Here is a 13,695-nt window from a genome sequence, read left to right on the forward strand (position 1 = left end):
CAAGTGCTGCTCTTGCTAAGAATCAACCGATACCAGCGCCTTCCCAGTAGAGCTGGATCAGACCTTTGGCAACGAAGCCTGCACATCCAAGAAACAAAACCAGCCAGACAATGCGGCGGCCAAACGGGGGAACATTGCCACGTTTTAGCACGTCCTGAATTGCCATCCCTATAAAAAAGAAGAGGACAATAAAGAATAAATCAAGGCCAATCGCCTCAATAGTTTCCATGTGCTTATAAAGCATGTGGCAATTCCATTTAGCCCGTCAGTTTAAGCCGGAACTATACCATAGCCCTTGTTCCCTGTTAACGGGAATCCGCATTGAGAAAGCGCCGGATTGCGCGTAATACCGCGTCTGGTTTTTCCGCGTGCAGCCAATGTCCGGTTCCCTGAATCACATGGGCTTTCGCTTGTGGAAACTGGCGCAAAATATCGGGGCGGAATTTGTCTTGAATGTAGGGGGAGTGTTCGCCTTTGATGAACAGCACCGGTTTATTAAACGGCGTACCTTCATTCCAGCCGACAATCTGCGGATAGTTGTTTTCTAGCTCACGCACGGCAAAGCGCCAGCTGCTCTCATCGCTGGGCGCAAAAGATTTAAGCAAAAACTGGATCACGCCTTCTTCTTTGAGATGGTGGCGCATCAGTTCGGCAGCTTGTGCACGGCGCGTTGGACGCGCTTGGTCGACGGCATGCAGGGCGCTGAACACCTGATCGTGGCGGCGAGTTTGGTAATCTACCGGTGACATATCCAGTACCACCAATTGCTCAACGCGCGTTGGTGCGAGCTGGGCAATCTTCATGGCGACTTTGCCCCCCATCGAGTGACCGATGAAGCTCGCTTGCGGGATCTGCAACTGATCCAGCAGTTGCAGCACATCCGCGGCCATGGCCTCATAATTCATCTCTGCGCTATGAAAACTCTGGCCGTGATTACGCAGCTCGACCTGAATGATCCGGTAGTCATCAACCAGATCGCGAGCCAGTAAGCCGAGGTTATCCAGCGTGCCGAACAGACCGTGGATCAGCACCAGTACCGGACCTTCTCCCTGTTGTTTGTAGTTGATCATGAGCTAAACCAAGTTGGTGTATAGAGAATCATGGCCTGAGAAGGTATAATCGCCGAGTTATTCATGCAAGAGAACGACATTGGATCGACATGAAAATCATTGAAGTAGACGAAGAGCTGTACCGTATTATTGCGGGTCATACACAGCATATCGGAGAAAGTGCCTCCGACATTTTGCGTCGCATGCTGAATTTATCCCCGAGCAGCGAGCCACGTCCTGCCGGGATCGTGGTCAGCCGTGATGCTGGAAAAGAGTGTTCAGTCGATCGTGTACGGGCCGTGCGCGAGCTGCTGTTGTCAGATGAATATGCCGCCCAGACTAAAGCGATCGGTCGTTTCATGCAGATCCTCTCTTCTTTGTATTCGCTGGATCCAAGCGGATTTACTGCCGCTACAGAAGAGCTGCGCGGTCGTACCCGGGTTTATTTTGCCGAAGATGAGGCAACCTTGTTGCTGCACGGCACCCACACCAAGCCAAAAGCTATTCCGGGTACCCCTTATTGGGTCATTACCAACACCAACTCGGGTCGTAAACGCGCCATGGTCGAGCAGATCATGACGGCGATGCAGTTCCCCGCGGAACTGACGGATAAAGTTTGCGGCACCATCTGAGCGTTAGGGAGTAACGCCGTATGGCAATTCATCCGCGGGCCGGTCAACCGGCCCAGCAAGACGATCTGATCAATATAGGTCAGCTGGTTTCTGAATACTATGTTCTGCAGCCGGATCCGAAAAATGCCGCCCATGCGGTACAGTTCGGAACTTCTGGTCATCGAGGCAGCTCGGCCCGCCATAGCTTCAACGAAGCCCATATTCTGGCCATTGCGCAAGCTATTGCTGAAGTGCGCATGAAGCAGGGGATCTTAGGCCCGTGCATCGTGGGTAAAGATACCCATGCCTTGTCTGAGCCGGCCTTTATTTCGGTTTTGGAGGTGCTGATTGCCAATGGCATTCAGGTGATCGTCCAAGAAAATAATGGCTTTACCCCAACCCCAGCGGTTTCCTACACCATTTTGTGCCACAACCGCAGTAACGGTGTGCTGGCAGATGGTATCGTGATCACGCCGTCCCACAATCCACCGGAAGATGGCGGGATCAAATACAATCCGCCTAATGGTGGCCCAGCCGATACCAACCTGACCAAAGCCATTGAGCAGCGCGCCAATGAACTGATTGCGGGCAATCTGGCGGAGGTGCGTCGCATTCCGTTTGCGCAGGCTAAGCAAAATGAGCTGCTGCTGGAGCAAGACTTGGTGCAGCCGTACGTGGAAGATCTGGTTAATGTCGTGGACATGGACGCGATCCGTAACGCCGGTCTGAAACTGGGTGTCGATCCGTTGGGTGGTTCGGGTATTGAATACTGGAAGCGTATTGCCGAGCACTACAATCTGGATCTGACGCTGGTGAATGATGCGATCGATCCATCATTCCGTTTTATGTCATTGGATAAAGATGGCGTGATCCGGATGGATTGTTCTTCGCCGTATGCGATGGCCGGTCTGTTGGCGCTGAAAGACAAGTTTGATCTGGCTTTTGGTAACGATCCTGACTATGACCGCCACGGTATCGTGACACCAACCGGCCTGATGAACCCGAACCATTATCTGGCAGTGGCCATCAATTACCTGTTCAGTCATCGTCCACAATGGGGCGAAGAGGTGGGCGTTGGTAAAACGCTGGTTTCCAGTGCGATGATCGATCGCGTGGTTGCGGCACTGGGTCGCCGTCTGGTGGAAGTGCCGGTGGGCTTCAAGTGGTTTGTTGATGGTCTGCATGAAGGCTGGTTAGGCTTTGGTGGCGAAGAAAGTGCCGGAGCCTCCTTCTTGCGCTTTGACGGCACTGCGTGGTCAACCGATAAAGATGGCATCATCTTGTGCTTGTTGGCGGCGGAAATCACGGCTGTGACCGGCATGAACCCGCAGCAGCATTACGAGAAACTGGCCGAGCAATTTGGCTCGCCATGCTATTCGCGGATTCAGGCGGTCGCCAATAGTCAGCAAAAAGCGATCCTCAGCCGTTTGTCACCAGAGATGGTGAGTGCGGAAACGCTGGCAGGCGATCCTATCATTGCGCGTCTGACCCGAGCTCCGGGCAACAATGCACCGATTGGTGGATTGAAGATCGTGACGCAAAATGGGTGGTTTGCCGCGCGGCCATCCGGTACTGAGGATATCTACAAGATTTATTGTGAAAGCTTTGTCGGCCCAGAGCATCTGGCGCTGATTGAGCAACAAGCCGTGCAAATCATCGATAAGGTGTTGGCGGACGCACAGTAAACGGGCTAGATAATCCCTGTTGTTGCTCAAGGCGCAGACTTCCCTCTGTGCCTTTTGTTTTTCATATGTAGCCACAATGCTAAAATATGTAAAATAATTACAGAATGATGCAGATGCTCGTGCTTTTAAACACCAATTGATTAAAAAATGTGTAGTAAACTTACTTTTTCCTGATTACACTGCAAAGACGCAGTCGAAACGGTTCAACTATCGGGAGGAGTATGATGTACCAGAAGTATTCGTTAGCTCAGATTCTTCTGCGCCGCACTGGGGTGCTTATTGCAGGTTCTCTGGCGTTGCCGGTCATGGTCTTCCACCCGAACCGGGCACGCTTTTACAGCTACCTGCACCGGGTGTGGAGCAAAACCAGCAGCAAGCCAGTTTGGTTAGCGAGCTCAGAACGTAGCGTGCGCGATTTTTACTAACTTCGTGATTTACAACGCGCGTTAACACACCGCATTGTCGCGTAGCGACCACCGAATTTGATACAAGAAAGCCTCTCAGCGATGAGAGGCTTTTTTTATGGTCATTTCTGCTGCTCGGCGATAAATGTTAAGCTGATGTCAACATTCTGCGGTTGAACCGCATTTTGCGCGATACACTGTGACTATCTGAACCACATGGAGAGGGAACTGATGAGTACGCTGATACCTGTAGGCATAAGTGCCTGTGTGCTAGGGGAGTCGGTTCGCTTTGATGGCGGCCACAAACGCTTGCCATTTGCCACCGATCATCTAAAACCGTATGTCCGTTTTTATCCGGTATGCCCTGAGATGGCGATCGGGATGCCGAGTCCGCGTCCGGCGATCCGTTTGATCCGCGGCGAAGAGGGAGTGCAACTCGTCGGCAGCAGCCAAGATCTGAATGTGACCGAGGCAATGCAGGCGTTTTCCCGTGAGAAAGTGGCATCGCTCAGTCATTTATGCGGCTATATCGTGTGCGCTAAATCACCGACCTGCGGTATGGAGCGGGTCAAAGTGTACGATGCGGCTGGTAAGGGGGCGGAAAAAGTCGGCGTGGGTTTGTTTACGCAAGAGTTGATGCGCCAGATGCCGTGGTTGCCGGTAGAAGAAGATGGCCGACTCAACGATCCGGTGCTGCGTGAAAATTTCGTGACGCGCATTTTTGCGCTGCATGACTTTTATCGTCAGTGTGAGGCGGGGATGACGCGCGGTAAGCTGGTGGCATTTCATAGCCGTTATAAGTTGTTGATTATGGCCCATTCGCAAGCCGATTATCGCGCTTTAGGCCGCCGTGTGGCCGATCTGGACGCGATGCCGTTTGACGAGTTGTTGATTGCCTATCGGGATCATCTGATGCAGGCCCTCAGCAAGCGACCAACGCGGAAAAACCATTCCAATGTGCTGCAACATATTCAAGGCTATTTCAGTCGTCAGCTTTCATCACGACAGCGTAAAGAGCTATCGCATCTGATCGATCGCTATCGCCGTGGTACTCAGCCGTTATTGGCGCCTTTAACCTTATTACGCCACTATCTGGAAGAGCATCCCGATCCTTATCTGACGCAGCAAGTCTATTTCGAACCCTATCCGGAGGCGTTGTTGCTACGCTATGGCAGTTAATCAGACGCTCAGTCACTCAACGCCACACCATCTGGTGTGGCTACGCACCGATCTGCGCTTGACCGACAACCGTGCGTTACACGCGGCGTGCGCCGATCCGCATGCCCGTGTCTCGCTGCTGTTTATCGCAACGCCCACGCAGTGGCAGCAGCATGATATGGCGCCGCGCCAAGCCGAATTTATCCGGCAAAACCTGTGCCTGTTGGCGCAGGAAGCAGCGCAGCGCAACCTCGGTTTTCTCTACCGTGAAGTACCAGATTTCGCGGCTATACCCGCAACCATACAACAGCTGGTCGACGAGCAGGGGGTTACGCACCTGTATGCTAACCGCCAGTATGAACTCAATGAGCAGCGTAGAGATAGTCAGGTCAGTGCGTTACTTGGTGTTAGGTTGCCGATGACGTGGTGCGATGATGCATTGTTGGCCGCACCTGGCACTGTGCGTACTGGACAGGGTGAGATGTATAAGGTGTATACGCCATTTCGGCGTGCGCTGCTGGGGTTATTGGCGCAGCTGGATACCGCAAGCTTGCCAGCCCCTGCATGTCGGGCTCTGTGGATGACCACCCGTCCAGCTGACTCCGTTACGCCGTTTAGCTATCCGTGTCAGGACAACCCATTGTTTGTGGCTGGCGAAGCGGCAGCGTTGCAGCGCCTGCGCACCTTTTGCCAGCAGCAAGTGACACACTACCACGAACAGCGCGATTGTCCGGCACTGCCAGCGACCAGCTTGCTTTCGGCGTATTTGACGTGTGGCGTGCTTTCGGTGCGCCAATGCCTGAACCGATTGCGATTAGAGCATTCACACACCTACCTACAGCCAGAGAGCGGTGCTTTTAGTTGGCTCAATGAGCTTATCTGGCGTGAGTTTTATCATCATTTATTGGCGGCATTTCCTGATTTGTGCCGTGGGCGCCCATTTATCCCGTGGACCGATCATGTCGAGTGGTCTGCTGATCTAGAGCATCTGCAAGCATGGCAACGCGGTCAAACCGGCTATCCGATTGTGGATGCGGCGATGCGTCAGCTTAACCAGACCGGTTGGATGCACAATCGGCTACGCATGATCAGCGCAGGCTTTTTGGTCAAGGATCTGCTGCTGAATTGGCGTTGGGGCGAACGTTATTTTATGTCTCAGCTGGTGGATGGCTCGTTGGCGGCCAATAACGGCGGCTGGCAGTGGTCAGCGTCTACCGGTACCGATGCCGCCCCCTATTTCCGCATCTTTAATCCCACCACCCAAGGGGAGCGCTTTGACCCCGAGGGGCAATTTATTCGTCAGTGGGTGCCTGAGTTGGCCGCAGTGCCAGATCGTTGGGTACATAACCCGCATGCGTGGGCTGCCAAGCAAGGGGTGAGCTTAGATTATCCGCCGCCGCTGGTGGAGCATGCCAATGCCAGAAAGCAAACGCTGGCCGCCTATGAAATGGCACGTAACCTCTTTTCGGCCTCAGCGCAGTGACTCTTCATGCTATGATGCCATTACGTGAGAGAACAGACAGAAAACTATGCAAAATACAGAACTGGAACAGATACTTAACAGCGAATTGAATGTCAGCGCCATCCGCGACTATTGCCCAAATGGGTTACAAGTTGCTGGGCGCTCGGAAATTCACTCGATTGTCACCGGTGTCACCGCCAGTCAGGCGTTACTGGATGCAGCATTGGATCTGAACGCAGATGCCGTGTTGGTTCACCATGGTTATTTCTGGAAAAACGAGTCGCCAGTCATCAAAGGCATGAAGCGTGAACGTTTGAAGACCTTGCTGGCCAATGATATCAATCTGCTGGCATACCACTTGCCGCTCGATGTGCACCCTGTATTGGGGAACAACGCCCAATTAGCCCAGCATCTTGGCATCGAAGTGGCGGGGGGATTAGAGCCGGATAACCGCTACTCGGTTGCCTTGCATGGCAGTTTTGCCGCACCGGTGACCGCGCAGCAGCTAAGCGAGCGTTTAACCGATGTGCTCAATCGCACCCCACTGCACTGTGCCAGTGAACAAGCTCCAGATCTGATCCGCACCGTGGCTTGGTGTACCGGTGGCGGCCAAAGTTATATCGAGCTGGCCGCTGAAGCAGGTGTCGATGCCTTTATCAGCGGCGAAGCCTCAGAGCAAACCGTGCATATTGCGCGTGAGATGGGCATGCATTTCTTTGCGGCCGGCCATCATGCGACAGAACGTTTCGGGGTAAAAGCACTGGGTGAATGGCTGCACAGTGCCTATGGCTTGCATGTCACTTTCATCGATATCCCTAATCCAGTTTAATAATAACCAAATCAATAGATTAGCTAACAGAGTATCGATTTAATCTAGATAACCCTGTTGGCTAGTCTCTTTTTATATAAAGCATTGTGCATACGGTCACTATGGTGAAATATTCAGAAGGTAGTCTGTGATTCCTTGCAGGCTGCCTGCAATTTCATTGGCAATCATTGATTGCATATAAGAAATTTACTCTTTTTATTTCATATAGATACACGGAAGAGGGCTTGCTGATGGATAAAGTGCAAGTATGTTTAGTGACCGGTGGTGCAGGTGGGATTGGACGTGAAATCTGCCGCCGGATGGCAGCGGATGGCTATACTGTCGTTGCCGGTTGTACCAGTCTGGATGGCGCCAATGCCAAGGCATTTGCCGCAGAAATAGAACAAGATCGCTTGAATATCCGTTTGCAGGCATTTGATGTCAGTGATTTTGATGCTTGCCAGCGTACGATTATGGATATTGAAGAGTCGGTCGGGCCTATCGCCGTGCTGGTGAATAACGCCGGGATCACGCGTGATGGTACCTTACGCAAAATGAACCGTGCACAGTGGGACGAGGTGTTATCCGTTAATTTGGATAGCGTATTTAACTTATCCCGCGCCGTGATCAATCCAATGCTGGAGCGCCAGTACGGCCGGATCATTAACATTTCGTCTATTAATGGGCAAAAAGGGCAGTTTGGTCAGTGTAACTATGCGGCGGCCAAAGCGGCGATGTACGGTTTTAGCAAATCATTGGCGCAAGAAACGGCAGCCAAAGGGATCACCGTGAACTGTATCTCTCCAGGGTACATTGAAACTGACATGATCCTCGCGATTGATGAAACCATCCGTGACAGCATCCGCAAGCAAATTCCAGTGCAGCGCTTTGGCCAGCCATCGGAAGTTGCGCGCTCTGTTGCCTTCTTGGCTGCCCCAGAGGCGGGGTTTATCACCGGCTCTAATCTGGCCATGAACGGCGGCCAGTACATGGATTAATGCGCGTTATTAACTCATGCGTTACGAACATCCGAACCCCGCTGATGCGGGGTTTTCTTTTTCTATCTTTGTGTCGGACGTTTTAAAAAAGAACAAGGCAGCGAAACGCTGCCTTGGAAAGAATGGGTTTACATTTGCTGGCTATTTACTGGCTCAGTACGGCCAATAACCAGTCTAGCCATTATGTATCCGCGAAAGGGTTATTCGCGTTCATGCATGGCGTGAAATTCACGCTGGGTTTCACCGGTGTACAGCTGACGCGGACGCGCGATACGCAGTGCACTGCCTTCACTGTGCATTTCATTCCAGTGCGCAATCCAGCCAACGGTACGGGCAATCGCGAAGATAACCGTAAACATTGAGGTTGGGATACCCATCGCTTTCAGGATGATACCGGAATAGAAATCGACGTTCGGGTAGAGTTTCTTCTCGATAAAGTACGGATCAGACAGCGCAATGCGCTCCAACTCCATTGCCACATCTAACAATGGATCTTGGATATTCAGCGTCTTCAATACTTCATGGCAGGTATCGCGCATTACGGTGGCGCGTGGGTCATAGTTTTTGTAAACGCGGTGACCAAAGCCCATCAGACGGAATGGATCATTCTTGTCTTTGGCGCGGGCGATAAACTCAGGAATACGTTCTACCGAGCCGATTTGCATCAGCATATTCAGACAGGCTTCGTTAGCGCCACCGTGAGCCGGTCCCCACAACGAGGCAATCCCCGCCGCAATACAGGCAAATGGATTGGCACCGGAAGAACCCGCGGTACGCACCGTTGAGGTTGACGCATTTTGTTCGTGGTCAGCGTGCAGGATCAGGATCTTATCCATTGCGCGCGCCAATACTGGATTGACTTCATATTCTTCACATGGTGTAGCGAACATCATGTACAAGAAGTTGGCGGCGTAGGAGAGATCGTTGCGTGGGTAAATGAAAGGCTGACCGATAGAATACTTGTAACACATGGCCGCGAGAGTAGGCATCTTAGATAGCAGACGGAATGCCGCAATGGCGCGGTGATCGTCGTTATTGATATCCAAAGAGTCATGGTAGAACGCGGCTAACGCACCGCTCACCCCGCACATAACAGCCATTGGGTGGGCGTCGCGACGGAAACCGTGGAAGAAGCTGGAGATCTGTTCGTGCACCATGGTGTGGCGTTTGACGGTATGGATGAAGCGTTCATACTGCGCTTTGGTCGGCACTTCGCCGTACAGCAGGATGTAACACACTTCCAGATAGTCAGATTTGTTCGCCAGTTGGTCAATCGGGAAACCACGGTGCAGCAGCACACCGATATCGCCATCGATATAGGTGATTTTTGATTCGCAGGCAGCGGTGGACATAAAGCCGGGATCGAACGTGAACAGGCCGTGAGCGCCCAGCGGACGTACATCGACCACATCGTTTCCTAATGAGCCTTTATACACAGGTAACTCGATGGACTCACTGTCGCTCAATCGCAGAGTGACTTTTTGTTCTGCCATAACATTCTCCTTTGCTCTTATTTTTTGTCCTGATGCAGATCTAGCTTTGTGGTTGAGTTACCAGTGGTGTGTTGAGCCAATGCACGTTACGTCACCAAGCTAGTCCGAATTTTCCTCTTTCCAATGTTGCACAACTTAACAGGGAGGAAAAGAGGTATCTGGATAAACTTTGCACACCAGTCGAATTCGGGTGAGTATTTTGTAACCGACGCTTAGCATACATGTCAATTTGCTTTGCTGTATTTATAAAAAGAGCAAAACACGGTCTATGTCTCATAGTTTGTTTAAAAATTATTAACAACTCTTTCCTGAATTGTAATGAATGATGGTGAAAAGTATACTTGGCTCGGGTCTTCAGGTTAATGAAAGTATTGCCTAAATGTAAATGGATTTGGCGTTGCAGGCGTATCACCACCCAACACACCTCGCCCGGCGGTATGCTGAAACGCAAAAATGACTCCTGTTTACCCGGTAACTTTCAATAACCTGAAGGTTAGATAAGGAAAACAAACAGAGCTCAATGGAGCGGCGTGGGCAGAACCGTGAATAAGCAAAGACCTGTTAATCTTGATCTGAAAACGATCAGCTTCCCGATAACCGCAATCGCCTCGATTCTCCATCGGGTGAGCGGTGTCATTACCTTCATCGCATTGGGGATCTTGTTATGGCTGTTATCCCTGTCGCTCTCCTCTGAGCAAGGGTTTGCACAGGCGCAAGCCATTACCGATACCTTCCTTGTTAAATTCATTTTGTGGGGCATTTTGACGGCGCTGGCCTACCATGTGGTTGGCGGGGTACGTCACTTATTAATGGATTTAGGTTTTGGTGAAGAAAACTTGGCGGTTGCTAGCCGTAGTGCGCGGATTGCTTTTGCCATTACCATCGTTTTATCACTGCTTGCGGGGGGGCTGGTATGGTAACGAATGCCACTGCGTTTGGCCGAAGCGGCGTGCAAGATTGGATCTTGCTGCGAGCCACCGCCATCATCATGACGTTGTACATCCTCTATTTATTAGGTTTCATCGTTTCCGCCCCGGAAATGACATACGGGATCTGGAAGAACTTCTTTACCTTTGGCATCACGCAAGTGTTCACCATTTTGGCTGCCGTGTGTGTGCTGGTTCATGCCTGGATTGGACTTTGGCAGGTGTTAACCGATTACATCAAACCGGTCGCTTTACGTCTGGTTTTGCAGTTTGTGGTGGTGTTGGTACTGATGGTGTACCTGATTTCCACAGTCGTCATTGTGTGGGGGGCTTAAGGTGAATATAACAACAAAAGAATTTGATGCGGTCGTGATTGGTGCAGGTGGTGCTGGCATGCGCGCAGCGCTGCAGATTTCCCAGTCAGGTTTGAGCTGTGCGCTAATCTCAAAAGTTTTCCCAACCCGCTCCCATACCGTATCGGCACAAGGTGGGATCACCGTGGCGCTGGGCAATGCCCATGAAGATAACTGGGAATGGCACATGTACGATACGGTAAAAGGCTCTGATTACATCGGGGACCAAAATGCCATTGAATATATGTGTAAAACCGGCCCAGAGGCGATTTTAGAGCTGGAGAACATGGGCTTGCCCTTCTCCCGTTTTGATAATGGCCGCGTCTATCAGCGTCCTTTTGGTGGCCAATCAAAAAATTTCGGTGGTGAGCAGGCGGCGCGTACGGCGGCGGCCGCTGATCGTACTGGACATGCGTTATTGCATACCCTGTATCAGCAGAATATCAAAAATAAAACCACCATCTTCTCTGAATGGTATGCATTGGATCTGGTGAAAAACCAAGATGGCGTGATCCAAGGCTGTACGGCAATTTGTTTGGAAACCGGTGAAACCGTCTATTTCAAAGCCAAAGCGACAGTGCTGGCCACCGGTGGGGCTGGGCGGATTTTCGCTTCGACCACCAACGCCCACATTAATACCGGTGATGGCGTCGGGATGGCGGTACGCGCTGGGGTGCCGTTACAAGATATGGAAATGTGGCAATTCCACCCAACCGGGATTGCCGGTGCGGGCGTGCTGGTTACTGAAGGCTGTCGCGGTGAAGGCGGCTACCTGCTGAATAAGCACGGTGAACGCTTTATGGAACGTTATGCGCCGAATGCCAAAGACTTGGCCGGTCGTGATGTGGTCGCGCGCTCTATGATGATTGAAATTCGTGAAGGGCGTGGTTGTGATGGTCCGTGGGGGCCGCATATCAAGCTCAAACTCGATCATTTGGGTAAAGAGGTTCTGGAATCTCGCCTGCCAGGTATCTGTGAATTGTCACGCACCTTTGCTCATGTTGATCCGGTCAATGAGCCGATTCCGGTGATCCCAACTTGCCATTATATGATGGGCGGGATCCCGACTCAGGTCAGTGGACAAGCGGTGGGACAAACTGCGGATGGGCGTGATGTCGATATCCAAGGATTGTTTGCGGTCGGTGAGATTGCCTGTGTATCAGTACACGGGGCGAATCGTCTGGGAGGGAACTCGCTGCTGGATCTGGTGGTCTTTGGCCGAGCAACCGGTTTGCACCTTGGTGAAACGCTGGCGGCGCAAAGTGAAGCCCGTGCGGCCAGTGAGTCAGATATCGAGGCATCGTTGGCACGCGTGAATCGCTGGAACAGTACCCGTAACGGCGAAGACCCAGTGCAAATCCGTAAAGATCTGCAAAGCTGCATGCAGCGAAATTTCTCGGTATTCCGAGAAGGTGCGGCGATGGCTGAAGGGCTCGAAGAGCTCAAAACCATTCGTGAGCGTCTGAAGACCGCACGTTTGGATGATACATCCTCTGACTTTAATACCCAGCGGGTAGAGTGTCTGGAGTTGGATAACCTGATGGATACGGCTTATGCCACCGCGCTGGCGGCTAACTTCCGTACCGAAAGTCGTGGCGCGCATTGCCGCTTTGACTACCCAGATCGTGATGATCAGCAGTGGCTGTGCCACTCTCTGTACAATCCGGTCACCGACAGTATGAGTCGTCGTCAGGTTAACATGGAGCCGACATTGCGTCCGGCCTTCCCTCCGAAAGCACGTACCTATTAAGGGAATAAGGAGTCAGGGTATGCAAGTGCAGTTTTCGATTTACCGCTATAACCCGGAAACCGATAAGGCGCCTTATATGCAAACGTTGCGCCTGGAAACGGAAGATGGGCGAGACATGATGGTGCTGGACGCGCTTATCAAGTTAAAAGAACAGGACCCGACCTTAGCCTTTCGCCGTTCGTGCCGTGAAGGGGTGTGTGGATCCGACGGCATTAACATGAACGGTAAAAATGGGCTGGCCTGTATTACACCGTTATCGGCGTTAACGGGCAGTGGTCAACAGACCATTGTGATCCGGCCATTGCCGGGCTTACCGGTGATCCGCGATTTGATTGTCGACATGGGCCAGTTTTATACCCAGTACGAGAAAATCAAACCGTACCTGATTAACGATGGTAAGCAGCAGCCTGAACGTGAGTTTATTCAGATGCCAGCACAGCGTGAACATCTCGATGGTTTGTATGAGTGCATCTTGTGTGCCTGTTGCTCGACCTCGTGCCCGTCGTTCTGGTGGAATCCGGACAAATTTGTCGGTCCTGCCGGTTTACTGGCAGCATACCGTTTCCTGATTGACAGTCGTGACACCGCCACAGCAGAGCGTTTGGCTGATTTAGATGATGCTTTCAGTGTATTCCGCTGCCATGGAATTATGAATTGCGTTAATGTATGTCCTAAAGGATTAAATCCTACCAAAGCAATTGGACATATTAAGTCTATGCTGTTGCAAAAAGCGGTTTAAGTACGGTAAGCCATCAGTCGGATAGGGTAAATAGACGGAACGGTTCAGCCGATTAAGCGCACAAAAGATTGTGATATGTTGCGCGCTGATTGAAATTGTTGAACGAATACGTTAACTATCTGCGGTGAAAGCAAAAAGAAGAGAGCTCGGGTTTCCCGTCCGAGCACCATACCGGCTCTCGGTGAACGTCAGGGTATCCACATCCGGTCGGTTCACCGAGTTTCGGTATAAAACACCACGGCAAAACAACAAAATATAT

The 13,695-nt window shown here is 51.6% G+C and carries 14 protein-coding genes; 11 read left to right on the forward strand and 3 right to left on the reverse strand.

Annotated elements, in window-relative coordinates; translation table 11 throughout:
* Positions 1-22: 22 nt before the first annotated feature.
* Both LQ901_RS02950 and LQ901_RS02955 read right to left on the reverse strand, forming a co-directional pair.
* Positions 23-244, reverse strand: a complete 222-nt coding sequence (locus tag LQ901_RS02950; RefSeq protein ID WP_010864244.1) for a DUF2788 domain-containing protein — start codon at positions 242-244, stop codon at positions 23-25.
* A gap of 61 nt (positions 245-305) precedes the next feature.
* Positions 306-1,070 carry an alpha/beta fold hydrolase gene (locus LQ901_RS02955; protein ID WP_233671959.1) on the reverse strand — a complete coding sequence of 255 codons (765 nt, stop codon included), beginning with the start codon at positions 1,068-1,070 and terminating at the stop codon, positions 306-308.
* 89 nt (positions 1,071-1,159) lie between these two features.
* Between LQ901_RS02955 and seqA the strand changes: the two genes are divergently transcribed.
* From seqA to phbB, 7 genes are all read left to right on the forward strand, one after another.
* Entirely contained in the window at positions 1,160-1,681 is a 522-nt protein-coding gene (seqA, locus tag LQ901_RS02960; protein WP_010864242.1) for a replication initiation negative regulator SeqA, read from the forward strand.
* Between the two features lie 20 nt (positions 1,682-1,701).
* Positions 1,702-3,345, forward strand: coding sequence for a phosphoglucomutase (alpha-D-glucose-1,6-bisphosphate-dependent) (gene pgm, locus LQ901_RS02965; protein WP_010864241.1), 1,644 nt, complete (start codon positions 1,702-1,704; stop codon positions 3,343-3,345).
* A gap of 224 nt (positions 3,346-3,569) precedes the next feature.
* Entirely contained in the window at positions 3,570-3,770 is a 201-nt protein-coding gene (locus tag LQ901_RS02970) for a YbfA family protein (protein ID WP_010864240.1), read from the forward strand.
* A 210-nt stretch (positions 3,771-3,980) separates the two neighbouring features.
* Positions 3,981-4,928 (forward strand): 2-thiouracil desulfurase family protein, encoded by a 948-nt coding sequence (locus tag LQ901_RS02975; protein WP_064978056.1) that lies wholly within the window; start codon positions 3,981-3,983, stop codon positions 4,926-4,928.
* A complete protein-coding gene (phrB, locus tag LQ901_RS02980) occupies positions 4,918-6,390 on the forward strand; it encodes a deoxyribodipyrimidine photo-lyase (RefSeq protein ID WP_064978055.1) in 1,473 nt (490 codons plus the stop codon). The genes LQ901_RS02975 and phrB overlap by 11 nt, the downstream gene beginning before the upstream one ends.
* A gap of 46 nt (positions 6,391-6,436) precedes the next feature.
* A complete protein-coding gene (locus LQ901_RS02985) occupies positions 6,437-7,198 on the forward strand; it encodes a Nif3-like dinuclear metal center hexameric protein (RefSeq protein WP_010864237.1) in 762 nt (253 codons plus the stop codon).
* 230 nt (positions 7,199-7,428) lie between these two features.
* The gene (gene phbB / locus LQ901_RS02990; protein WP_039045541.1) at positions 7,429-8,175 is read left to right on the forward strand and encodes an acetoacetyl-CoA reductase; all 747 of its coding nucleotides are present in this window, start codon (positions 7,429-7,431) and stop codon (positions 8,173-8,175) included.
* 200 nt (positions 8,176-8,375) lie between these two features.
* On the opposite strand, the gene LQ901_RS02995 is transcribed toward phbB, so the two are convergent.
* The gene (locus LQ901_RS02995; RefSeq protein ID WP_010864235.1) at positions 8,376-9,668 is read right to left on the reverse strand and encodes a citrate synthase; all 1,293 of its coding nucleotides are present in this window, start codon (positions 9,666-9,668) and stop codon (positions 8,376-8,378) included.
* A 530-nt stretch (positions 9,669-10,198) separates the two neighbouring features.
* Here LQ901_RS02995 and sdhC point away from each other — a divergent pair.
* The 4 genes from sdhC to LQ901_RS03015 are packed head-to-tail and all read left to right on the forward strand — an operon-like array spanning position 10,199 to position 13,436.
* Positions 10,199-10,588 (forward strand): succinate dehydrogenase cytochrome b556 subunit, encoded by a 390-nt coding sequence (gene sdhC / locus LQ901_RS03000; RefSeq protein WP_064978054.1) that lies wholly within the window; start codon positions 10,199-10,201, stop codon positions 10,586-10,588.
* Complete coding sequence (sdhD, locus tag LQ901_RS03005) at positions 10,582-10,929, forward strand: succinate dehydrogenase, hydrophobic membrane anchor protein (RefSeq protein WP_010864233.1); 348 nt, start codon at positions 10,582-10,584, stop codon at positions 10,927-10,929. The genes sdhC and sdhD overlap by 7 nt, the downstream gene beginning before the upstream one ends.
* 1 nt (position 10,930) lies before the next feature.
* Positions 10,931-12,697: a succinate dehydrogenase flavoprotein subunit gene (sdhA, locus tag LQ901_RS03010; protein ID WP_036769931.1), complete on the forward strand. Its 1,767-nt coding sequence runs from the start codon at positions 10,931-10,933 to the stop codon at positions 12,695-12,697.
* A gap of 19 nt (positions 12,698-12,716) precedes the next feature.
* Positions 12,717-13,436, forward strand: a complete 720-nt coding sequence (locus LQ901_RS03015) for a succinate dehydrogenase iron-sulfur subunit (RefSeq protein WP_064978053.1) — start codon at positions 12,717-12,719, stop codon at positions 13,434-13,436.
* Positions 13,437-13,695: the final 259 nt, after the last annotated feature.

Source organism: Plesiomonas sp. PI-19 (assembly GCF_021368255.1).
Lineage (GTDB): Bacteria > Pseudomonadota > Gammaproteobacteria > Enterobacterales > CAMTGL01 > Plesiomonas > Plesiomonas shigelloides.

Excerpts from the sequence above, each read along its gene's own strand:
- LQ901_RS02950 (WP_010864244.1), bottom strand. The coding sequence starts at position 244 with ATGCTTTATAAGCACATGGAAACTATTGAGGCGATTGGCCTTGATTTA.
- LQ901_RS02955 (WP_233671959.1), bottom strand. The coding sequence starts at position 1,070 with ATGATCAACTACAAACAACAGGGAGAAGGTCCGGTACTGGTGCTGATC.
- seqA (WP_010864242.1), top strand. The coding sequence starts at position 1,160 with ATGAAAATCATTGAAGTAGACGAAGAGCTGTACCGTATTATTGCGGGT.
- pgm (WP_010864241.1), top strand. The coding sequence starts at position 1,702 with ATGGCAATTCATCCGCGGGCCGGTCAACCGGCCCAGCAAGACGATCTG.
- LQ901_RS02970 (WP_010864240.1), top strand. The coding sequence starts at position 3,570 with ATGTACCAGAAGTATTCGTTAGCTCAGATTCTTCTGCGCCGCACTGGG.
- LQ901_RS02975 (WP_064978056.1), top strand. The coding sequence starts at position 3,981 with ATGAGTACGCTGATACCTGTAGGCATAAGTGCCTGTGTGCTAGGGGAG.
- phrB (WP_064978055.1), top strand. The coding sequence starts at position 4,918 with ATGGCAGTTAATCAGACGCTCAGTCACTCAACGCCACACCATCTGGTG.
- LQ901_RS02985 (WP_010864237.1), top strand. The coding sequence starts at position 6,437 with ATGCAAAATACAGAACTGGAACAGATACTTAACAGCGAATTGAATGTC.
- phbB (WP_039045541.1), top strand. The coding sequence starts at position 7,429 with ATGGATAAAGTGCAAGTATGTTTAGTGACCGGTGGTGCAGGTGGGATT.
- LQ901_RS02995 (WP_010864235.1), bottom strand. The coding sequence starts at position 9,668 with ATGGCAGAACAAAAAGTCACTCTGCGATTGAGCGACAGTGAGTCCATC.
- sdhD (WP_010864233.1), top strand. The coding sequence starts at position 10,582 with ATGGTAACGAATGCCACTGCGTTTGGCCGAAGCGGCGTGCAAGATTGG.
- LQ901_RS03015 (WP_064978053.1), top strand. The coding sequence starts at position 12,717 with ATGCAAGTGCAGTTTTCGATTTACCGCTATAACCCGGAAACCGATAAG.